15 protein-coding genes and 1 pseudogene are annotated in these 23152 nt (G+C 60.0%); 5 read left to right on the top strand and 11 right to left on the bottom strand.

Annotated features, from left to right (window positions below; translation table 11 throughout):
* The first annotated feature begins 61 nt into the window (after window positions 1-61).
* Window positions 62-697: a transglycosylase SLT domain-containing protein gene (locus tag IVB13_RS20990; protein ID WP_247490293.1), complete on the top strand. Its 636-nt coding sequence runs from the start codon at window positions 62-64 to the stop codon at window positions 695-697.
* A gap of 403 nt (window positions 698-1100) precedes the next feature.
* On the opposite strand, the gene IVB13_RS20985 is transcribed toward IVB13_RS20990, so the two are convergent.
* Window positions 1101-1913, bottom strand: a complete 813-nt coding sequence (locus tag IVB13_RS20985; RefSeq protein WP_247490290.1) for a response regulator transcription factor — start codon at window positions 1911-1913, stop codon at window positions 1101-1103.
* A 246-nt stretch (window positions 1914-2159) separates the two neighbouring features.
* On the opposite strand from IVB13_RS20985, the gene IVB13_RS20980 reads away from it, so the two are divergent.
* A complete protein-coding gene (locus IVB13_RS20980) occupies window positions 2160-3008 on the top strand; it encodes an MBL fold metallo-hydrolase (protein ID WP_247490288.1) in 849 nt (282 codons plus the stop codon).
* Between the two features lie 30 nt (window positions 3009-3038).
* Here the strand turns inward: IVB13_RS20980 and IVB13_RS20975 are convergent, their stop codons facing one another.
* The 7 genes and pseudogenes from IVB13_RS20975 to IVB13_RS20945 all read right to left on the bottom strand — a co-directional run bounded on the left by IVB13_RS20975 (window position 3039) and on the right by IVB13_RS20945 (window position 10427).
* On the bottom strand, window positions 3039-3929 hold the full coding sequence (locus IVB13_RS20975; RefSeq protein ID WP_247490286.1) for an aldose 1-epimerase family protein: 891 nt from the start codon (window positions 3927-3929) through the stop codon (window positions 3039-3041).
* Between the two features lie 74 nt (window positions 3930-4003).
* Window positions 4004-5416, bottom strand: coding sequence for a mannose-1-phosphate guanylyltransferase/mannose-6-phosphate isomerase (locus tag IVB13_RS20970; protein WP_247490283.1), 1413 nt, complete (start codon window positions 5414-5416; stop codon window positions 4004-4006).
* A 24-nt stretch (window positions 5417-5440) separates the two neighbouring features.
* Window positions 5441-6448, bottom strand: coding sequence for an NAD-dependent epimerase/dehydratase family protein (locus IVB13_RS20965; RefSeq protein WP_247490281.1), 1008 nt, complete (start codon window positions 6446-6448; stop codon window positions 5441-5443).
* Window positions 6449-6547: 99 nt separating this feature from the next.
* Window positions 6548-6931 carry a hypothetical protein gene (locus tag IVB13_RS20960; RefSeq protein WP_247490279.1) on the bottom strand — a complete coding sequence of 128 codons (384 nt, stop codon included), beginning with the start codon at window positions 6929-6931 and terminating at the stop codon, window positions 6548-6550.
* A 414-nt stretch (window positions 6932-7345) separates the two neighbouring features.
* Window positions 7346-7546 (bottom strand): annotated as a pseudogene (locus IVB13_RS20955) (hypothetical protein); the annotation flags it as partial.
* A 138-nt stretch (window positions 7547-7684) separates the two neighbouring features.
* Entirely contained in the window at window positions 7685-7894 is a 210-nt protein-coding gene (locus IVB13_RS40480) for a transposase (RefSeq protein ID WP_247490277.1), read from the bottom strand.
* Between the two features lie 1309 nt (window positions 7895-9203).
* The gene (locus tag IVB13_RS20945; RefSeq protein ID WP_247490275.1) at window positions 9204-10427 is read right to left on the bottom strand and encodes an acyltransferase; all 1224 of its coding nucleotides are present in this window, start codon (window positions 10425-10427) and stop codon (window positions 9204-9206) included.
* A 999-nt stretch (window positions 10428-11426) separates the two neighbouring features.
* Here IVB13_RS20945 and IVB13_RS20940 point away from each other — a divergent pair.
* A complete protein-coding gene (locus tag IVB13_RS20940) occupies window positions 11427-11717 on the top strand; it encodes a hypothetical protein (RefSeq protein ID WP_247490273.1) in 291 nt (96 codons plus the stop codon).
* Window positions 11718-12334: 617 nt separating this feature from the next.
* Entirely contained in the window at window positions 12335-13486 is a 1152-nt protein-coding gene (locus IVB13_RS20935; RefSeq protein WP_247490271.1) for a glycosyltransferase family 2 protein, read from the top strand.
* Between the two features lie 52 nt (window positions 13487-13538).
* Here IVB13_RS20935 and IVB13_RS20930 read toward each other — a convergent pair whose 3' ends face one another.
* Window positions 13539-14033: a DUF393 domain-containing protein gene (locus IVB13_RS20930; RefSeq protein WP_247490269.1), complete on the bottom strand. Its 495-nt coding sequence runs from the start codon at window positions 14031-14033 to the stop codon at window positions 13539-13541.
* Window positions 13987-15627, bottom strand: a complete 1641-nt coding sequence (locus tag IVB13_RS20925; protein ID WP_247490267.1) for a hypothetical protein — start codon at window positions 15625-15627, stop codon at window positions 13987-13989. The genes IVB13_RS20930 and IVB13_RS20925 overlap by 47 nt, the downstream gene beginning before the upstream one ends.
* 413 nt (window positions 15628-16040) lie before the next feature.
* Between IVB13_RS20925 and IVB13_RS20920 the strand changes: the two genes are divergently transcribed.
* Window positions 16041-17507, top strand: a complete 1467-nt coding sequence (locus tag IVB13_RS20920; RefSeq protein ID WP_247490265.1) for a lipopolysaccharide biosynthesis protein — start codon at window positions 16041-16043, stop codon at window positions 17505-17507.
* Here IVB13_RS20920 and IVB13_RS20915 read toward each other — a convergent pair.
* On the bottom strand, window positions 17494-22731 hold the full coding sequence (locus IVB13_RS20915) for an Ig-like domain-containing protein (protein WP_247490263.1): 5238 nt from the start codon (window positions 22729-22731) through the stop codon (window positions 17494-17496). The two genes, IVB13_RS20920 and IVB13_RS20915, sit on opposite strands and share 14 nt — an antisense overlap.
* Between the last annotated feature and the right edge of the window lie 421 nt (window positions 22732-23152).

Below are 23152 nucleotides of genomic sequence, written 5' to 3'. Positions count from 1 at the left end.
CGCTCGCGCCGTCCGAGCCGGACCGCCAGAAAATCGGTTGTTAACTCGAAAGATATAATACATGTCCATGCTGCGGGATCGAACACACATCAATGCCCGCGCGACGTGGACACACGTTGCGATCGCTGTGCTTTGGTTGGCATCTCCCTCCGTGCACGCTCAGGACAGCGCTCTGAACGCCGTGGAACCGGCGTTGACGGCTGGCGGTCACAATGCAGATCTCGGCGCTGGAGAGACGCCGGCATCGCGGGCGGCGATTCGAAAAATTATCGAAAGAGAAACGGCCAGGACCAATCTGCCCGCCGACATAGCCGAGGCCGTCGTCTTCGTTGAAAGCGGATACAATCCGGGCACCATTGGCGCCGTCGGCGAGATCGGCCTCATGCAGGTTCGGCCCGAAACGGCAGCGATGCTCGGATTTCGGGGAAATAACGCAGAGCTCGCAGAGCCCGATATCAACATCCACTATGGCGTTCTCTATCTGAGCCGCGCATGGCGCCTGGCAGGCGGGGACCTTTGCCGCGCCCTGATGAAATATCGAGCCGGTCATGACGAGGAGTCCATGACGCCGCGCTCCCAGGTTTATTGTCATCGCGCCCGTAATCGTCTTGTCTCTATGAACTCGATGAATGTGGGAAACCAGGCTGCCGCCGTCCCAGATGTGCACCGGCGCCAACTCCGGCGCCCACCGTCTTGAAGTCAGCGCACAATCAAAAGAGACCGGCGCAGCCGAAGGACGTTTACGCACGTTACCGTCAAGGCACGGCGGTCGCGAGCAGGGCATACTGGGCGGCACAGGAAGCCCGGGTCCGCATCATCAAGGCTCGCGTCGAAGCCAAGTGGAAACGGATCGCATCACGCCAATAGAATTAGAGTCGCCTGCCTTGAGACGAGCAGCGATTGGACGAACGACATTTTTGAAACCGGACTTTGAAACCGAACCTGAATAGAGATCATGCACAATAGTTTGAGAGTTTTGTTTGCAATCTTCGCGACCGGCGCCGTGGCGCTGTTGGCCTTTCTCGCCATTCGGTTCCTGGTCGGCTTCAGTGGCTGAACCCGACGGCTCAGCCGGCACCGTTTCGTGCTGCGCCCGGCTTCTAGAGCCGCTCGCTCAGCGCGAGCTTGTAGCCGACGCCGGTGACCGTGGTGATGACGGGCGTGCCGCTGCCGACGAGCTTGCGGCGCAGCCTCGCCACCAAGGCATCGACGGTGCGGATGTCGACCTCGGCCTGGCGATTGCTGACGACCTCGATCAGATAGTCGCGGCTAAGCGGCCTGCCGTCGGCACCGACGAGCGCCGCGAGCAGGTCGAATTCGGCGCGCGTCAGCGCCACCGGCTTGCCGTCGCTGCGGAGCAGCTCGCGCCGCGTCAGGTCGATGATCCAGTCGCCGAAGGCGATCGAATTGTGGTTGCGCGCCGCCTTGCGGTCGATCGAGCGCCGCCGCAGCACGCTTCGCGCGCGCGCGAGCAGATCGCGCAGATCGATCGGCTTGGTGACGTAGTGGTCGCCCGCGACCTCGAGGCCGAGGATGCGATCGACGTCGGTGTCGCGGCGGGTCACGAAGATGATGCCCGCGTTGCTGGTCGCCTGGATCTCCTTGGCGAGATCGAAACCGTCGCCGTCGGGCAGCTGCACGTCGAGGAAGACGAGATCGGTCCGCGTCCGCAGCGCCTGGCGGCATTCCGCGCAGGAGCCGGCGCCGACCACGTCGAAATTGTTCTCGCTGAAATAGCCGACCAGCATCGTCCGCGTCACCGGATCGTCCTCGACGACGATCAGCCGCTCGCGGCCAGCGACACGCAATTCCTGAACTGCGGAATCAGCCACGATGTTGGATGTCCTGTGTGCTTGCGAACTGGCCTGGATGCTCAGGTCGCCGAGCGCGCCGTCCTGTGAACGTACATTCACGACTGTTCGAGCCCCCTCGAATTGCCTGCTGCAACACTAGGCGCGTTATCGCGCCCAAACAACATTGGTCACGATCTGGCCGAATTAAGTATGAATTGGCCCACACTTCTCGTCCCGCGCATCGTGTTCGGGGGCCCCGCACAAGCGGTTGTTGTGGGGGCTGACGGCCGTCCCACGGCCGCTTGCCTCGCCAAACGCTTCAAATCTACTGTAACGCCCGAAAAGTCTGCCCCAGGAGGTGGAGCCATGGAAGTCATCCTGCTCGGCACCGGCGGCCCGCGCCCGGACCCGCGCCGCATGGCGACGACAACGCTGATCAGGCTCGGCGGAGAAAATATCCTGATCGACGCAGGCCGCGGCGTCATGGTGCAGCTCAGCAAGGCCGGCGTGCCGCTCGGCTCGATCAACACGGTCTTTCTCACCCATCACCATTTCGACCACATCGGCGACCTCTACGACGTGATGCTCAATTCATGGCTGCACGGGCGTAAGGACGATCTGCGCATCTATGGACCGCCGGATACCGAACGGCTCGTCAATACGCTGGTCACGCAGGTCTACGACAAGGACATCGCCTGGCGCGATCAGGGCGAGCCGAGCTTCGGCGGCTGGAAACCTGTCGTCGCGACCGACATTATACCGGGCCCCGTTCGCGACAGCGGGCGCTGGAAGATCAGTGCAGAACTCGTCTCGCATGGCGACGGCCTCGACATGTCGCCGACCTTTCTCGCACGCTGGATGTGTCTCGGCTATCGCTTCGAGGCCGAAGGCAAGGTCATCGCAATTTCCGGCGATACGGTGCCCTGCCCCGGTCTCGAACGACTGGCTGAGGGCGCCGATCTGCTGGTCCAGTGCTGCTTTCTCGCCACGCCGGAGATCGACAACGAGCACCTGCGCCGGCTTGCGAAATTCACGATCGCCTGCGGCGATACAGTCGGCAAGGTCGCGGCCAAGGCCGGCGTCAAGAAGCTCGCGCTGACCCATCACCGGCCTCGCACCGATGATTCCATGCTGAATGCGCTGCTCGCGGATGTCAGGCGGGACTACGCGGGTCCTGTCGTGCTCGGCGAGGACCTCACGCGGATCGAGGTCTGAGAACTCGAGATGCGCGAAGGCCGTGCGGCCTCAGGCCGATCCGACCTCAACCCGAAACGACAACTGCTCTTCCGCTCCGGGCGCGATGTGCATCAGGCCCGGATTGTCAGTGAATTCGCCGTCGAAGCCGGCGGGACTGGCATAGCCGCGCCAGGGCTCGATGCAGAGGAACGGCGCGCCCGACGGTTTCGACCAGACGCCAAGCTCGCGAAAGCCGCGCCATGACATTTTCAACCACGGCCCGGTGGACGCGCCCTGCTCTGCGGCATAGCGGACCGAAGTGCTCGCGATCCGATCGAAGATGATTGCGTCGTCGACGAACATGGATTCTGACAAGGGCAACACGGAGCCTTGGACCGGGCTCGGCTCCGTTGCCGGACGCAGCAAGCCGCCGTCGAGACGGCGGACCGGAGATGGCTCTGCGTTCGCGAAGCTCAGCGCGTAACTCTCCTTCGCCAGTCCTGGTTGCAGCGGCCAGTTGAAAGCCGGATGGCCACCGAGCGAGGCCGGCAATATCTCCTTGCCGGTGTTCGCGACCACGAGTGAAAGATCGAGACCGGATTCGTCGAGCGCATAGGTTGCCGTCAGGCGGAACGCAAAGGGGTAGAGCGCGCGCGTCGTCTCGCTGTCTTCGAGCACCAGGATACAGCGACTTTCGCCACGTTCCACCCACGCAAAGCGGCTGTCACGCGCGAAGCCGTGCTGGGTCATCCGGTAGGTCCTGCCCCGGTGCCGCAATTCGTCATTGGCGAGACGCCCGACGATCGGAAACAACAGCGGCGCATGGCGCGGCCAGGCCGGCTCCGCCTGCCATACGAACTCGACGCCGGCATCGCTTGCCAGCGAACACATCTCCGCGCCTTGCGCCTTGATGGTCGCGGCGAGCCCGCCGCAGCGGATTGTGTGCGTGTCGTCGGTCATAGTAGCCTGCTCCGATCATCGCAATTCGCAGGACAATTTCTAAATGTTCGCGGAATGTTGGAGCGACATTCTGCTCAAGAGCGCTGATAGTCGTCTTCAATCCGGATGATGTCGTCTTCCCCGAGATAGCTTCCAGTCTGGACCTCGATCAGCTCCAGCATGATTTTACCGGGGTTCTCCATCCGGTGCACCGCGCCCATCGGGATGTAGATCGACTCGTTCTCGTGCACGCTTTTGACGGTCTCGTTGACGGTGACGCGGGCTGTGCCGCGGACCACGATCCAGTGCTCGGCGCGATGATGGTGCTTCTGCAGCGACAGACGCCCGCCCGGCTTCACCACGATGCGCTTGACCTGGTGGCGCTCGCCATTGTCGACCGACTGGTAGCTGCCCCAGGGCCGATGCACCTTGAGGTGCTCCTCGGTGACCTTCGGTGCGACCGCCTTGAGTTTTGTGACCAGCCGCTTCAGCCCGTTGGCATCCTTCTGACGCGAGACCAGCACTGCGTCCGCGGTCGCCACCACGATGAGATCGTCGACACCTTCGAGCGCGACCAGCGCAGCATCGGTGGTGACGTTGCAGTTGCGGCTATCTTCGAACACCGCGGCGCCATGCGACGCGTTGCCTTGCGCGTCCTTGTCCGACAATTCCCACACCGCGTGCCAGGAGCCGACGTCGGACCAGCCGCACGACACCGGCACGACCGCTGCGCGCGCGGTCTTCTCCATCACCGCATAGTCGATCGAGATCGCCTTGGCCGCGCCGAACGCCTCGGGCTCCAGCGTCACGAAGCCGAGATCGCGGCCGGCATTGGTCACAGCATTGGAGATCGCCTCCACGCTCGCCGCATCGACCTTGCGATATTCGTCGAGCAACACCGTTGCCGGGAACATGAAGTTGCCGCTGTTCCAGAGATAGCCGGAATTGACGTAGTCGGCCGCCTTCACGGCGTCCGGCTTCTCGACAAAGCGGGTGACCGCGTGCACTTCGCCGGAGATGACCTCGCCCGGGCTGATATAGCCGTATTCGGTCGCCGGCCGCTCCGGCTTGACGCCGAACGTGACGATGCGCCCGGCGCTCGCGGCGGTGAGGCCTTGGCGGCACGCCGCCACGAAGGCGGCATTGTCCTGCACCACGTGATCGGCGGCGAGCGCGAGCACGATCGCCTCACTGGCGCGGTTCTGCGCAAACACCGCGCCGGCGGCGATCGCGGGGCCGGAATCGCGCCGCATCGGCTCGAGGATCACGTCGGCTTCAATGCCGATCTCGGCGAGCTGCTCCAGCACCATGAAGCGATAAGACGCATTGGTGATGACGATCGGGCGATCGAACAGCGAGGCTTCCGAGACGCGCAACAGCGTGTCCTGGAAGGTCGAGCGCGTGCCGAACAGCGGCAGGAACTGCTTGGGCCGCACCTCGCGCGAAGCCGGCCACAGCCGCGTTCCGGCACCGCCGCACATGATCAGGGGGATAATTTTTTGGGACACGTGTGAGCTACTCAAGAGAGGGGTTTATACGCGGTGATAATTTCGATACCATTCGACAAAGCGGCCCAAGCCATCCGCGAGCGGCGTCGAGGGCGTGAAGCCGACGTCGCGTTGCAGGGCCGAAATGTCGGCGCGCGTCTCGAGGACGTCGCCAGCTTGCATCGGCAAAAGCGTGCGGATCGCGGGCTTGCCGATGATCTTCTCCAGTGTCTCGACGAACTCGATCAAATTGACCGAGCAATTGTTGCCGGTGTTATAGACGCGATACGGCGCATAGCTCGACGAGTTTTCCGGCTGCTCGGCGTTCCACGCGGGATTCGGCGTCGCGGGACGATCAAGGGTGCGGATCACGCCCTCGACGATGTCGTCGACATAGGTGAAATCGCGCCACATATTTCCATGATTGAAAAGCTTGATCGGCTCACCCGCAAAGATCGCGCGCGTGAAGAGCCAGGCGGCCATGTCAGGCCGGCCCCATGGACCATAGACAGTGAAGAAGCGAAGTCCGGTCACCGGCAGCTTGTGAACATGTGCGAACGTGTGCGCCATCAGCTCGTTGGCCTTCTTGCTCGCGGCATAGAGGCTGACCGGATGATTGACCGAATGCTCGGTCGAATACGGCAAGGTGCGATTGGCGCCATACACGGAGCTCGACGAGGCGTAGACGAGATGCGCCAGACCGTGGCGCCGGCCCGCTTCGAGCACGGTGACGAAGCCATCACAATTGGCGCGGATGCTGGTGATGGGATCGTCGATCGATGCGCGTACGCCGGGCTGCGCCGCAAGGTGCACCACGCGGTCGGGCGAGACCTCGTCGAACACACGCGTCACCGCAGCGAAGTCTGCAAGATCGATCTCGTGGAATGTGAAAGCATCATGCTTGAGCGTCTCGAGGCGAGCGCGCTTGAGCGCCGGATCATAGTAAGGGGTCACTGCGTCGATGCCGACAACCCGTTCCCCGCGCGCGAGCAAGCGCTCACAGACATGCATGCCGATGAAGCCGGCAGCGCCGGTAACCACCACGGGGGCCAAAATAAACTCCGTTGTTCGTCCTCATATACCGCATTGCCAGACTGAACCGGTAGAGGCAAGGGTTCAGCATTGGAGAACAGTCCCCTCGCATCGGCAAGCTTAATGCCGGGCGCTTCGGATGTCAGCCTTCCCCAAGTTAACCAGACGGGAGCGCCCTCTGCCTGCCGACGCAACATCAGGCGCGCGTCCATAAAAGGCTCCCGGCTGCCCGGCAAGACTTTCAACAAGTGTTCCCGGGGAGCACCGAACGAACAGCGCGATCACGCGGCCGATGCCGTCATAATTCCGTGCCTTCAGGCTTCCGTGCTCACATTTGGTTCGAAAGCACACATCGCGACCCACGCGTTGTGGCATCGACAACCCGAACGGCACAAAATTGAAGCTTTTCATCAACGGCCGCTTTCTCTCGCAAAAGCTGACCGGCTTCAGCGTTATGCCGCCGAACTGGTCAAAGCGATCGATGCCTTGCTTGCCTCCGACCAATTGCCCGCTGCCCTAGCCGAGTGGCGATTGCTCGTGCCGAGCGAGACCAGCGAAGCGATCAATCTCGCCCACATCAAGGTACGCAAGATAGGACGGCTGAGCGGACATGCCTGGGATCAGATTGAACTTGCGCGCGCCGCCGCTGGAGGTCGCCTGATCAGTCTAGCCAATGCCGGACCTGTGTTTCATGGCGATCATATCGTCGTCATCCACGACGCACAGGTCTTCCGCGGCCCGATTTCTTCAATTGGCGCTATTTGGCCGTCCACCGCACGATGGGCCGCCTGCTTGCACGCCGGGCCAAGATCGCGACCGTATCGGCCTTTTCTCGCAATGAACTGGCTGCAATGCTTGGCCTTTCGAAAACGGACATTCCGATATTCCCCAACAGCGCAGAGCATTTCGAAATCCACAACGCCCGATCCCGGTCGGAAACAGCAGCGGCGCATGGCGCGGCCAGGCCGCCTCTGCCTGCCAGACGCACTCGAGGCCGGCATTCCTCGCCAGCGAACACATCTCCGCGCCTTGCGCCTTGATGGTCGCGGTGAAGCGGCCGCTGCGGATCGTGTGGGTGTTTTCGCTCGTCTTCGAGCCATACCCGCACGCCGGCCGCATGGGATCATCGAGGCCGTCCATCAGTCAGCGCTGCCACGAGTGCGCTCAGCGTCGCCGCGTCAACTGCGCCCGTGATCCGCATCCGAGCCCCGGCCGAGAACTCAATCTCGATCGCACCGCAGCTTCCGCAGGGCGCAGTCAACGATTGCCGGTCGGGCGCAATGGACACTGCCGCAAAACGGACTTCGCCATCCTGCCGCTGCATCGGCTCCGGGCCGCAAGGGCGCCTGTGCGCGCCTGCCGCCGCCAAGCCGTAACCAGATTGCGCTGAACGTCATGTCGCCGAGCAACCTCGACAACACTGGCCCAGGCGCCAGACTCTCCTCCACAATCGAAGCTTCTCGGCACTTGTCCACCGCCGTCGCCGCTCTGGACCGGACAGAACCGTAACCATCGTCACGTTTGCTCTCGCGTGGACTTGCCGAAGGTGGATAATGCGAGCGCACAAAGATCAGTTCCGCTTGCGACTGCGACACAGCAACCGTGATTGTGCAGCTGAGCTCAGCTCCATTTCGATTGGGGCAGCTGTTCGGCAACCCGCATACTCTTTTGAGCCGAGCCGCCAGTTTGGAGGGCCTGCGGCCCTCGTCTTGGTTCCGAGCCGACTATAGCAAAATGCGAAGAAAATCGGCTTGCAATCGATCAAATCATTTCGTTTAATACTGAGACAACCTTTATAACTGAAGCACTAGAGCGATTGTTTTCCGGCCCGCTACCCAGAATCCCTATTTTGCTCGTCCTTTTTCAGCAGTCATTTCCAGGCAGCTATGAGCAATCGAAGTCAGGTTTATAGTCGTTCGGCTATTCTGCGTCAGAGAGTTCAGAGGCTGATCACTCTCCTTACGGAGTTGCAGAGACTCCGTCACCGGGTGCAACGGCTCAAAGAGAGAAGGCGTGAAAGTCGAGGTCGCGCCAAAGGCGTGAGTCGCAGAAGACATTCCCGGCGCTAGCGGACCTGCCGTGTCTGCGCGAGCCACGAGGTGGCGATTCCAAGAGTTGCAGAATCCAAGGCGCCGCCAACCCCAGCGGATGGACCCTCCAACCCCAGCGGATGGACTCTCGCATTTTGCCAGTGTGATATAAGCGAGAGCTGTTGCATCACCGCAGTTACGACGTTGCCACCGCGCGATTGTTCGAAGATCCGGATCAAAGTCATCTGTCACGAGCCGATTTAGCCACGTCCGCCGCCCATCAACTCCGACGCCCTCGCCTCAAGGTCCTCAAGCGAGCCCTCGCTCAAGCTTTTGGCCGCGGTTTCGTGCCGCTCGAACGAGGTCTCGCCCGAATTCAACAACTTCCCAACCTTGCTCAGCCATCGTTTCAGGTCCCGAGGTACATTTCTAGCCAGAAAGCCAACGTCCTGGCTCGCTGCCGATCCAAGCGCACAAACGCGCGCTTACCAGCAACCAAGTACTCACGTCCACCTCTGATAGAGGAAGTGACGCTTGAGGTTCCGCACAGTCAAAACATCAGTAAGGGCAGCGCGATTTCAATGGCAGCTGGGATACTCCGCCACAGTAGGCCAGATCTATCGAAGGCTACGAAAGGCAGCGCAACGACGACACCGGCCGCGAGAAGTGGAAACCAAATATCAAATTAGCGACCCGAACCCGATGCCAATGGCGGCATCGCACGTGTTCCAATAGCAATCGTTCTTTCAGGACGATGCAGAGGCCTTAGAGTCGGCATGATCACCAATGAATCCCTGATTGCCGGGGACCTCGTTGGACTTTGTGTTGCGCAACAAGAACAAAGCCCTCCAATCACGCTGATGGCCAAACTCAATATAGCGGTAGCTCAAAGCACTCAGCGCGATCACTATCGTGAGATATGGCAATGATAATCGAAGCGTGTCATTTAACGAAGAGGTATCAGGCGGGATCATTTCAACCATAATGGCCGAATGCCACGCATAGATGCTGTAGCACATGCATCCGACGACTTGAACTGGCCATGCTTCGAACAAGCGATTTGCGGACCAGGCCCCGCACAAGACCGCCAGCAGCAGCATGGAAAACCCGGCGCAAAAGATCGTGGCATAGAGAATGCTCACAGCCCAGGGGCCGTTATCCTTGAGATATATGGCGGCAATCATCAGCAGCAGTCCGGGCAGCAGCCCGCGCGACTGAAATCTCCTGGCTGAAACGCTGTTCCTGGACTTGACGTAGAGATCGCAAGCCAACATTCCGAAAATGAACTGGTAACACGACCCAAATATTCCGCCCACAAACGGGCGAAACATCCCAATCCGATCCACCGCGATAAGATGCCCAGCCACCACGAAAGCTGAGCAGATGACGACGCTCGACAGCAACACCCATCCAAGGCCGAAGCGGGCGATCAGAAGAATCAGCAGCGGAAACAAAAGGCTGAACCAGATTTCAACGCCTACGGACCACAATACGGGATTGGAGGGGGGCATAAACCCATGCGGCACAAAAATGAAAAGCGTAGATAGAAGCCCGCCGAGCTCCAGATACCACGCGTGCGATCCAGCAGGCGACTTGGCATGGAGTGCAACCGTCACCAGGACGACCGTATAATAAAGCGGAAGCAACCGGACTGCGCGATGCGAATAAAAATGTGTGAAGTCGGCGAGCCGATCGATGGCTCGCTTCTTTGTGCGATAGGGCAGGTACAGAACGAATCCGGAGAGCACAAAAAAGATATTTACGCCGAGGAAGCCGTGCTTCGCGACAATGGCTAGGAAACCATTCGGATCAAGTTCTCCGGGAAACGCCGGCGCGCTGGATGTGAACGGAACAAGCAGGTGAAACAGGATCACCATCATGATGGCGAGTCCGCGAAAACCGTTGATAGCCCCGATTTTCTGCGCGGGGCTGTCGGCTATGATGGTGGAACCTGGGGATTGTAATGACAAGACGGCGATCTCAGTGTTCGTGGCTTCCTGTTGCGATGCTCGCTACGTTGAGCGAGCTGTCAATAAAGGGCTGTCGCATTACTTTCGAGGGCGATGCCAGACGGAGGGCACATTGACCAGCAACTAGGCTCAGGCGAGCGCAGCCCAACTCGAACTCGGCGGACGACGTGCCTTCAAATCGTCAATTACGGCAGCTATCAACGATAGGATAAAGACGGCAGCAGGTTGACTGTGAGGCAGAATTATGAGCGGACACGTGTAGTTTGATGGGAGGCCTCCTCATCATATTCGTTCTGCTCGCGATTGGCTTCGCTGCCGGCTATGCCACGCGCGAGCTGATCTCTCGTAAGCGGCACACTGAGTACTTGAACTTGCAACCCTACGTTTCCCCCGTGCTCAGAACCAGGCAACCGTCTTCGGATGAAAGCACCAGGACGCGATCCGCCTCATCCCATCCCGCAATGCCTGAGCGGACGAGCCATGACATGCCTCAGTCGTTTCAAGGCATATCCGTCGGGGAGCCGAACCCAGTGAAACCCGCCCGGCCTGCCGGCGCAAACTTGCGTCTCATCGAGCCTCCTTTGTCTAAGCCCGACACGCGATCTTTGCAGTCCGTGGAGATTGAGCAGAGCCTCGAAGAACTGGTCGGGCTCCTGCTGCGCAAAAAACAGGAAAGGTAGGCCGCTCGCCTCCCGGGGCGTGTTGGTCACAAGTCTCTTGCGGCATCTGCGGGTCGGCCCGTTGCCAGGTCGACCACTCGCGTTGAAGAATTAAACCCCTGGAACAAAGCAGCAGATTTCGGAGAGACTGGGGTCAAAGGAACCGGGTCAATGGCCGAACACGTTCCGGGAAAGAACCGCCCGCCCGCACCGCAGCGGCAGGCGCACCAAAGACTGGCGTCCGCTGCGCAAAAGTGGTATCTGTTTAGCGGTTCTGTGGCTACAATACGGCCTGTTATGCGTCCGGAACATCTCTGGTGCAAGAGCAGGAGGGCAGATTTTGATCGTGCTGATGATTGCCAGCGCCGTGGCGGGAGTTGTTCTGGGGCGATTTCTTCGCGCATACGCGCTTATTCCCGCAACGGCGCTGATCCTAGTTGCATCGTGGTATTTGGCCCTCGAGCAGGGTTTCGCCACGGGCGCGATAGCATTCGTCGCCGGCGCGGTGATTTTGCAAGTCGTCTATTGCGCGAGCCTGCTGGTCTATCTGCTCATCGCGAACCTCTCGGTGCTCGACCAAGTGCAGTCGGAGGCATCACCGCAGATGCCTGAATCGCAAATTGCCTTCTAGTCAGCCCCTATCATGAGCGGCCAGCGAGGAGTTGTGCTCTTGGCCGGTTCATTGACACATCCTCCTGTAGAAGCTCCGCACCTGATTAATTACCATGCAGATCATCCCGCAGGGCCGCATTCCTGGCGGTGTGCTTGTGAGCGCGCTTCGTTTACGCGGCATGATCCCGCGCACGCGTGATGCTCCGCACCAGCTGGTGGCCACAGCGCTAATCTGCTCAACCGAAAGATCTCCTGCACCCAACTGAATACGCGTGTGAATGCGTGGCGGAGGCTCCTTCCTTTGACTTTGATGTCAGCTCCTTGAAACTTCAGTGGCTGTGTTGCACAAAATCAACTGGCGCAAATGCTTTCGGACGAGACGAATGCGCAACAAGCTGCCGCGACACATCACTGTATGCTCAAGACGGTTGGGAACGAATGGCGATGCAATTTATTTAGAACCGGCGCGAAGCCGCCGGCCGATATTCCTCGATTGCAAAGAAGAGGCGCACATTGTCCCTCACCACGGCTTATGAGGCTAGATCAACCGTTGGGACATCGTGACCGTCCATAGCACCTATATTCGCCTTCTTTTATCGTAAATAATGCAGATGTGATCGGTTGGCTGGACACTCTATGGAATTGCTGGCGAGAGCAGCGGCGGGCGGGAACCGCGCGCAGAACGCGTTACAACAGTCGATTGTAAGGGGTCAAGCGGCTGTCGTGACGCCAACGCGATCACGGACCAAGCAGCGCCCCGATCCGGTCATTCACCGGATCGACACCCGGCCGCTCGACTTCGGCGCCGATGAGATCGTGGCTGTCGGCAAGCTCCGGAACGAGATGCTGCGATTACCCGATTTCCTGCGCCATCATCGCCGGCTCGGGGTCGGACGTTTCCTCGCAATCGACGACCGTTCGGATGACGGCACGCGAGCATTCCTGCTCGATCAGCCGGACGTTCACGTGTTCGAGATCCGGGAGCCCTTTGCAGAATCAAGTGGTGGCGCGCGTTGGACCAGCGCCGTGCTCGACCAATTCGCGCCAGGACGGTGGGCGCTGACGCTCGACGCCGACGAACTCTTTGTCTACCCCGGCTGCGAAAATTTTGATCTTCGATGGCTGTGCCGTTATCTGGAGAGCGTCGGCGCTGATTGCATGACCGCGGAGATGGTCGATATGTATCCACGCTGGCTCGGCGGTCCGGAGCGCTACCATGCCGGCGAGAGCCTCCTCGCTTTCTCCTCCTACTTCGATTCCGATACCTATGTGAAGCGCCGTCGGCGCGGCTTTCCGACCAGCTACCTGGTGGGTGGTGCGCGAGCGAGGCTGTTTTATGACGAACCGATGCCGCCGAAGATCGCGCTTTACGACGCACTTGTACAGTTGCTTGAGCCATATGGGCTGGCGCGGCTGCTGCCTGCAGTCAACATAACGCGCTGGCAGCCACCGCTGCTCACTAAAGTGCCGTTCGCGCGCTGGTTGCCTGGCCGGCGCTATATCGCCGCCGGTCACCTGATGGCTCCACCAGGCAAGCCAGGCGACGTCACAGGCGCCCTGCTCCATTTCAAATTTCTCCACGACTTCACCGATAAGGTCGCAATCGCGGTCCGTGAGGGGAACTACTATCTCGGATCGGTCGAGTATCAACGCTACGCGGAGCGGCTCGATCAGAATCCGTCATTCGAGCTCATCTATCCCAAAAGCCTGATCTACCAATCATCCGACGATCTTGTCCGCTGCGGTCTGATGCGTTTCTCTCCGGCCTACCAGGCCGCGATGCGATAATCCTGACGCCCGCTTCCTGCACAGGAGTCGCGCTGGAGCCTTCCTCCAATCGTCACCCGACCCCGTCGTTGTGCTTGATGTCTTCGTCGGAAGGACCGACCGGTATCCGCTGCTCTGGAGCATTGATTTCAACGATCAGCTTGCGGCCGAGAACTTGGAGGAGAAGCTTCCTTCCGCGCACCAGCGCCGGATAAAGTGCCCTTGCGAGGCGTGGCCGGGAGAACACGAGCCGATTGAAGCGATTGAAGAGCGTCGCTTTCCCGGCAAGCGTTGCCAGCAGATGCATTGCATCTGCCCCATAGTAGTGCTGCCCACGCCAGCGAACCACCATGCCTTCATTGAGATCGAGGTTGCGCGCGCGGATATCGCCTATGATTGGATGCTCCGAACGCGCGTCGATCAGGTGAATGCGCTGCCCACGTTCCCGCAACTGGTACAGCAGAACATAGCGACTGCATAACGGGCATTCGCCGTCATAGACTACCCAGATATCGTCATCGCTATGGGGCAATTCGATAATCCGTTCGCTTCCGAACGTCGCGCACAAGCTTGCCCTCCACCAGACCGAGGCATACTGAGTCCACCACATAGTGATAGGCGACAATATCGTCCATGGTCAGCTTGTTGAATTCTCCATACAGCCATGGATTGGAGAGCATGTGGTGCGGATAGGCATAGAAGCTGTTGTTGTCCTTCACCCAGGGATGGACACGGAAAAAGCGATCCGTCTCGCGGACTAATTTTTCCACCGCCTCCATGGCCACGCCTGTGTCCTGACGCGCAAGGATCTCCGGGCCGCAGTCCGTCGCGTCGTGCCAAGTCGCAAGATCGTGGTTGTTGCCGCCAACGCGAGCCCGGAAATGATTCTCAGGGATGTACATGGTTCCGGTTCCGATCATGTACGAGTAGATACCGAAATACGTGGAAGGCGCAAGAATCTGGCGACCATCCCGAGTCTCAACGAAAAGCCGCGGGCTCGCCAGCTTCGGCCCGTCCAGCCATCCAAGGTAATTGGTGTAGAAGAAGAGCCGGCCACAGATGACAGTCACGACCATCACAACCTTCATCACCGGGGTAAACCCATCACGCGGCAGCATGCGTGCCGCGGCTACGATGAACAGGTTGAGCGCAATCCAGAAGAAGAACAGAGCCCCGAGCGTGAAGTACACGCCGATGTGGAAGATGTCGAAGAGCAGGCAGAAGAACGACAGCGCGCGCGTCGAGATCGCAGCCAGGGGCGACAGGAGCTGGGCACCCAGCACGAAGACGTTGAAGATCAGCTGGTTGCTCGCGATCGCGTCCCAGATCGTCTGCAACGCGCCCGGCCATAGGCCGAGCGGGGCGTCGCCGCGTTCCAGTCCCATCAGGATTGAGGTTTGCGTCGGATTTGCGAGCAGCCAGGTCCATGGCTTCTCGCCACCAGCCTGCAGCTTTGATATTCCCGACCAAAAATAGCTGCCGAGATGCGCCCCGACGGCGCACGCCCAAATCAAGCCATAGGTGCGATCGCGAAGCTGCTTCACGTTGTCTGTGGAAGCGAACAGTGTGCGCAGCCGCGGCACGCGATCGATCACCGGGGCGCTGGTGAGGACGATCGTGCCGAGCACGCCAAGGACGACGAAGTTACCGATGTCGAGCATGCCGAGATAATCGGTCTCGGTCACGAAGATGCCGGACACGACGCTCACCATTTCGCGCCATGCATGATAGAAGTAGAACAGCGGCAGCAGAAATGAAGGTCGCCAGACCGCGGCTATTCCTGCCACAACCGCAAGCACCGCACCGTAGCGGAAGAACAGTGTTTTATCGCTCGAACCGAACAGGATGTTGGGAGGCCCCGCAAAAGGCCCCAATGAATCGAACAACAACTGCACGAAGATCGCCATTCCGATCGCGACGGCCGTGATCCGCAATGGCGGCGAGAAATCACGGTAGCGAATGGAGTTGAAGGCGAGCGCGCCGGCAAATGCCAAGCAAACCAGCACCAGGGCGTAAATGTCAGACCAGCGCGCGAGATGCGTGACGGCCCGCCGCGAAATCGCCGAAAGAATGACGGCTACTGCAAGGAGGAAGAGAGGTCCCGCAAGTGTCGTGACGCCAGACCGGGTTCCCTGCCGTGATGCAACGGTATACAACGTCATCCCGTCTCGAACTCCGGTGCTTCGCCATCGAGATCAACCGAACATATCGAATCAGCAGTGGTCTGGAAACATCGCAGGCGCATGTTGCCCTTCCGCTGGTGTGAGTGCTCACAAAATCATCTCACGGGAACCTCAGCACCGCGAGTCGAAATAGGACACACTGCGCGCATCGATCGGACTACAAGTCTCCGCATTGACATTGGTGACGGTCAGGCCATCATTTGAACCTATTTCAACCAGGCTCGCCCAGGTCGCCGATCCCACATCGCCCGATCACGTCTTCCGTTCGTGTCAAGGCCAAGCTAAAAGCCGGAGACGATCGGAACCGCCATCGATCAGGGCGCTGGATTTCCCGCGGCATTGCTGGTAGGCGCAAGTCCGCGCAAGACTGTTGAGGTGGCGGGGGAAGCTCGTTGGACAGAGATAGCAAGTCACGGGCCGTAACCAACATCCTCATAACGGGCGGGTCCCAGGCCTGGAAACTGACGGCCGGTTTTGTCTTGACGATATTCTCGACGCGAAATCTTGCCCCGTCAGACTTCGGCCTGCTGGCCATGTCTGCCACGGCTGCAACGTTCCTCGGGCTCATCAAGGACGTCGGCATTGGACAGGCCATCATTCAACGCACGGAAATCGCCAAGGGCCAGATCGATGCGCTGTTCTGGCTATCGGTGCTCGCTTCCGCGGCATCCGCTCTCGTTCTGGCGTTGTGCGCCCATCCGGCTGCGCTGTTTTACGGCGATACGAGGCTTCAACAGCTCATGATCGCAATTGCCGGCCTAAGCTTCATTGCTGGCCTTCCGACCGTTCCGGCGGCGCTACTTGCCAGAGAATCCCGGTTCAAGCCCTTGGCAATCCTGGATGTCGGTGCGACAACCGCTTCCGTTGCCGCAGGGATCGTCGCCGTAATCATCTTGAGAGACTATTGGGCACTTTACCTGTCCTCGCTCGTTGTCACGCTCATTTCGACAGTCGGGATCTGGGCGTACTCTGGCTATCGCCCTGGATATCCCCATCTCGACAGCGAGACGCGGCACATGGCGCGATTTGGCCTGCACGTGTCAGGGTTCAATCTGGCCAACTATCTCTCGAGAAATGCGGATAACATTCTGATCGGCAAATTTCGAGGCGGCGACGAACTCGGCCTGTACGATCGGGCCTATAAGCTGTTGCTGCTGCCGATCATCCAATTACACAACCCCATCGGCCAGGTGATTGTCCCGTTGCTTTCACGGCTTCGTTTCGAGAAGGAGAGATATCTGAGCACCTACAACGATGCCCTTTCCATGGTTATGCTGATATGTCAGCCGGGCATCGTCTTCGCCATCCTGCTCTCGGAGCCGCTCTTCAGAGTTCTCCTTGGCGAGCATTGGGTGGGTGCCGCCCCGATTTTTTCTTGGCTTGGCGTTGCGGGCTTGATTCAGGTCGCGACCGCGACGGCAGCTTGGCTATTCCTCAGTCAAGGCCGTGGTAAGGAGTACTTCAGGCTCGGCGTTTGGACCGCCCTGATCAACGTGACCTCATTCCTCATCGGTCTTCCCTGGGGCGCGCTTGGAATCGCCGCGGCGTATACGCTGGTGAACTGCAGCATCGTGCTGCCGCTTTACGCGATATCGATCGGTCGTCATGGCCCGGTGACGACAACGAGCCTGATCAAGACGACTGTCCCGCATTGGATCGGTTGTGGCGTTGCGGCGGCCGTCACAAGCATTGCGATCATCTCATTGGATGGAAACTCCTTCGCTGGGCTGGCTACGCTGCTGGCGCTTGCCTATGCATCATATCTCCTCCCCATGACCTTCTTCGCGGGGAAACGGGCACTGGCGAAACGCGTATTGCGCAACGTTTTTCGAAAGGCAAAGGCCTTTAGTAGAGGATGAAGCCGTGCAACGCGGCCAGATGGACATCGATCCCGGCGATCGCGTGAACGGCGTCGACCTGATGAACGCCTGTGTCAACACCTGGCCAAGTGGTCGCCGAGAGAAGCACTGCCCCGGCCGATTGATCAAACGCCTCGCCGATTATGTCATGTCCGTTGGAGCTAGCGGACTGCTCGAACACGAAGCCACCGTCCCCCAGGCGCGCGGGGCCGACGGCCGGTGCGGCAGCAGGCGGCTGCGACGGCGCAACCGCCGAAAAATCGAAGCCGGCCTTCGGAGGATCGATGACCAGCGTGCCCCCGGATCCGTCGCTCGAGAGATTGAAGGTCGAATTGGTGTAGTCGCCAACAAGCGAGATATGTGCCGTGCGATTTTGAGCATCGACCACGGTCAACACGCCACCGGCTGTGTTGCCGGAAAAGGACGCCGACGTTCCCGCTCCGTACGCGATGTCCTTCAGGTCGATATGGTTGGAATTGGACGCGGTGCCGTCACCCGTCAGACCGATGAGCGTTCCCGTAAATTGTGACGCGCGGTCCAACACCAGATTGCCGGTTGACGCCTTGAAGGTGATCGACCCGGAAGCGGCGCCAGACAATTCGAGCGTGGCGCCCGGGTCGACCGTCACGGCCTGTGACATATTGCCCAGATTCAATACGACATTTCCGGAGATCTTGAGAATGGTCGATGACGTATTGATGACACCATCGCCATTGAGGTCTTGATAAAAAATCGTCTCGGCTGCTTTAAGAGCAGGATCGGTCGGGGACATCTTGTTCAGGAGGTTCGCTACATAGTTGCCATTGCTGTCCGTGGTCCACACACAGAGTTCGCCGGTGGCCGGAATCTTCCAGGCTACATCATAGCCGCTGGTCGTTTGCTCAACGCCCACCGGCGTCCAGGCGCCGAACTGTCCTGACACAACCGCTACGCCACCGTACTTCAAGGTCGGCCCCGCGCCGCTGGCCATCGCGTCGAACAAGTAATTCGAGCCAACCAGAGCCAGGCTGGTTGAGCCGGACGCCTCGATTGTCGTGCCCGAAACCTTCTGAGGCGCTGGTGGAAGACCAATCACGCCATCCCCGTTGAGATCCTGGTGAAAGAGGGTCTCGGTCGACGTAAGAGCCGGATCGGTGCCGGGCAGCTTGTTCAAATAGTTGGATACGAAATTGCCGTTGCTGTCGGTGCTCCAGACTGCGAACTGGCCGGTCGAAGGAATCTTCCACGCGACGAGATAGCCATTCGATGACGCTTCGGCAGCCACTGGCACCCATGAGCCAAGCTGCCCCGCAACAACCGCTGTTCCGCCGTTCTTCAGGATCACCGATGAGCCGGCCGTCGAAAGATAGAAGTTGCTTCCCGACTTGATAAGCGATGTCGTGCCCGCCGCTTCGATCACCGTACCGACGGCGGAGCTGAAAGCGTTCGAAAGCAGGCTCAAATTACCGGCGATGTCGGTGGCGGTCGCGATGAAGCTGTGTTGCCCTGCCGTGAGCGCCCCGGTGGTGACGCTCCAGGCCCCACTCGTCGCCGCGATGCCCGTGCCGAGCAAAGTCGAGCCCTCGTACAGGCGGACAGTACTTCCGGCCTCGGCCGTGCCGGAAACGATTATTCCGCCCGAAGCTCCAGGCGCGCCCGAGGTCAGGATAGGTGCAACCGGCGCACGCGTATCGACCGCGACCTTCAACGCGCCGGAGGAAGCGCTGACGTTTCCGGCGGCGTCCGCGGTCTTGCCGGTAAAGGTGTGATTACCGTCCGCCAACGTTGCTGTGTCAAAAGACCAGGCTCCGTTGGCATCGGCGAGGGCCGTTCCGATCATCGTCGCTCCGTCGAAGACCTGAACGGTGCTCCCGGCGCCCGCGGTTCCAGTCAAATTCACGTGGTTGACATTGGTGATGCCATCGCCGGCAACGTTGCTGTCTGGCGAGAACGACACGAGCTTGGGCACGTTCGGGGCGAGCGTATCGATGGTGACATTGACCCCGGCTGAAAGCGCGGTGAGGTTTCCGACCCCGTCCATCGCTGAGGCGGCAAAAGCGTGGCCGCCTTCAGCCAGCAATGCCGTCGCCATACTCCAGCTACCGTTGCCGTCGGCGATCGCCGTGCCGATCTGAGTTGCCCCGTCGAAAACCTTGACGGTTAAACCTGCCTGCGCGCGACCCGTGAGGACCAGATGATTTGTATTGATGAGGCCCGACACGATCGAGCCACTGTCGTTGACCGCCGAGATCGTCGGCACGGCGATAGACCTCATCGCCATCGGCGAATTCGTCGCGGAAATGAATGAATAGTCCGCCGACGTCAAGCCGGTGACGCCGGCAATGCGCAGCGTATCCGCTCCACCCGCGTAGTGAACGGTCCACACATCGTTCACATGGGTCAAATAGGCGCCACTGTCGTAGCCTTTCAGACTCAGCTTGTCGTGTTCGGCCGTCGCACTCGTGAAGACGTGGAAATCGGCGACCGTATCGTTGCCGCTGCCTCCATTGTAAATGAACGTATCGTTTCCGGCTCCTCCGGAGAGCCAGTCATTCCCGCCGGCACCATCGAGGACGTCGTCGCCGCTCGAACCGACCATACGGTTTGTCATCTGATTGCCGACACCCGCGAGCCCGCCCATCATCAACGTCAGGTTTTCGACGTTCGTGGACAGCGTGTGCGACGTCCATGCCTCCACACTGTCGATGCCGCCGCCGGGATTCTCGACCATCTTCTGGTTTGCGCTTCCGATGACGTAGGTGTCGTCGCCGTTCCCTCCGATGAGCGTGTCATCGATATTGAGCGCCGAGAGCTTGTCGTTCGCCGCGGTGCCATACACCATGCGGCTGCTCGCTTTCCCGCTGATCCAGGATGTGATCGTCCCCCCGACCGGCGGCGTCGCAGGCAACTGAAAGTCGTCGCTGGTAAACGCCGAGACCGTCGTGTTGCGGAACACCAGGGTATCCTGGCTCGTCAGCTTCAGATACACGTCGTTTCCGACCTGGCTCATCGCCGCTTGAACGTCGGCGAATGAGGTAAAGGCGAAGCCGTTCAACTGGACAACATCGTGTCCGGCGCCCGATCCCGGCGAGAAGTCGGTGATGATGTCCGAACCGTCGCCGGAGTTAAATACGAAGTTATCCGCGCCGCCGCCCCCGGTCAGGATATCATTGCCGAGCCCGCCGGTGATCACGTTGGCCGCGGAATTGCCGATGATGATGTTGGACTGAATATTTCCCGTGGCATTGATGACCATCGAATCGGTGAGCGTCAGATTTTCGACGTAGCTCGAAAGCGTATACGTCACCGAGGAGTTTACGGTGTCGATGCCTCCGCCATAGGCCTCGATAACCTTCGCACCGGAATTGGTCACGACATAAGTGTCATCGCCGGCGCCGCCGGTCATGACGTCGGCGCCTCCTGCACCGGCGATCAGGTCATTGCCGGATGTGCCGGTCAGTGTGTCTGCTGCCGCGCTTCCCGCGATCGTGTTGGTCGGCGCGCCACTGGTGAGCAGGGCGTAGTTCGCAAGCGTGTACTCCGGCAATTGATAGGCCGTGATGGAATCGATGGTCATCGTCGCCGTCGATCCTGGAGTGGCGTTGCCCGGCCAGCTCCCGCCCATCGCCAGGTTGGCGATCATGTACATCGCCGTATTCATGTCGGAGGGCGTCGCCTGCTGTGCGACCTCTTTCCCGTCGACGAACAATGTCAGGTCGTAGGGCGTCCATTTGAGCGCAAACGTGTGCTCTCCAGTGGTCAGGTTGGCCGTATTGGCCCAAGCCCCGTTCGTCGCAGGCGCGTAAGGTGAGTGAATGGCCCAATGCGCCTGGTCAGGGTCCTGACCAAAGGCTTCGAGCACATCGATTTCCGAGTTGAGGTTATTGGCAGTGCTCGGCAACATCCAAAACGCCGGCCACGCGCCGCTTGTGCTAGGCAGCGTGGCGGTCATCTCGAAATAGCCGTAGGTCTGGGTAAAGCTGTTTTGAGTCGAGATCATGCCCGAGGAGAAAATGGCGCTGCCTGAATAAGGAGTGGCGCTCGCAGGCAAGGGCTGCGCCGTGATCACGAGGTGGCCGTCCTGAATCGAGAACGGATTAAGTCCAAGCGCCGCCGATGCCTGAGTTGCCGGTAGCCCGGAAAAGCTGCGGTCGACATACACTTCCTGTTCGCCGGCCAGCCCGTAGCCTGCTGCTCCGCTCCAAGCATAGCTCGTGCGCCAGGTCAGGCTGGGATCCTGCCCTGCGGAGAGCGAATTGAAGTCGTCGTTGAAGGTCAGAACCATTCCGGTCAGGGGACTGACGATGTTTACATTCGCAGCCGCGAGATTCTGGAGGTTGGTGTTTTCGAGGGTTATCGTTTCGCCGCCGGCGATCGTCAGGACGAGGTCGGTGCCGACCTGTTTCATGGCCGCCGTAACATCGGTGAACGTCTTGAGGCCCGTATTGTTGAGCTGCAGGATGTCCCCGCCGGAGCCGGCCTGAAAGTCGGTGACGATGTCGCTTCCGTTCCCCGCGTTGACGACAAAGGTGTCGCGACCAGCCCCACCGGTCAGCACGTCGTTGCCCCGCGCGCCATCGATCACGTTGTCGCCGGCGTTGCCGACAATGATGTTGTTGAGATCATTTCCGGTGGCGGGGGACGGAACGCTGTCCGTCAGGACAAGGTTCTCGACGTTCGGCGCATTGACGAGGCTGTATCCGTTGATGTTCCAGACACGGATGGTATCGATGCCCTCGGCGACCTGTTCGACGACCTTGGTGTTGTGGTCATAGACATAGTAGGTGTCGTCCCCCGCCCCACCGACCAGCGTAACGCCACCACCAACGGCCTCCATGCCGTCATTTGTCGCTCCAGTCGTCAGCGTGCCGCCTGCAGGGGCGGTACCCGCCCAGTTCCACGCCGTTCCGGTCGCTAGCAGCGGATTGTCCAGTGCGACGTTGCTGGCCACCAAGATCGAAAGCGTGAAATTCTGCAGCGTCAGGGTTTCGTTGGACGGCAGCATGACGACCGTATCGGAGCCCACTTGGGTGGCTGCTGCCAGGAATTTGGCGAATGTTGCAAAGCCGGAGTTCTGCAACCGCAACACGTCGCCGCCGACACCCGCCTGAAAGTCAGTGATGGTATCGGAGCCGTACCCCTCCGAGATGACCAAAGTGTCGCTCCCTGCTCCCCCGGTCAGAACATCATTTCCGGTACCGCCAAACAGAACGTCAGCACCGGCACTTCCATTGATAATGGCCATGATAGATTGCGTGCTCCTTTGACGTGGCACACAACTATGCCCGCGTTCAAAAGGGCCTTACGGATTCGACGCAATTTGAAGGATGACGAGAGAATCAGCCGACGGCTGGAGAGGCTGATCCTTTTCTACGGAGACACCGTAGTGCTACGGGCTATTGTGAGGTCCGTGCTGCTTTGCAACAGGCACGTCAGAGCAGCGCCCGGCACTGGCGCGCCGAACCGCTTTGGTTCCGACTTCGGAACCGAACTCCGCATCCCATATGTGACCAAAATTCAGCGCGCGAAGTTGCTGTTACGCACGCTGTTTGAATCTGCCAGCACCTTCCCCGGAGGGCCCTCAGCCCGAACGCGAGTACGCATCCGGCGAAGACCCCGGCAGGCCGCTTTCGGGAAGGCTGATCGCGCTCAAGCTGCGTGAGCGA

Source organism: Bradyrhizobium sp. 17 (assembly GCF_023073515.1).
GTDB lineage: Bacteria > Pseudomonadota > Alphaproteobacteria > Rhizobiales > Xanthobacteraceae > Bradyrhizobium > Bradyrhizobium canariense_D.
Note: the sequence above shows the minus strand (reverse complement) of the source record. Positions and strands in the feature narration are given on the sequence as shown.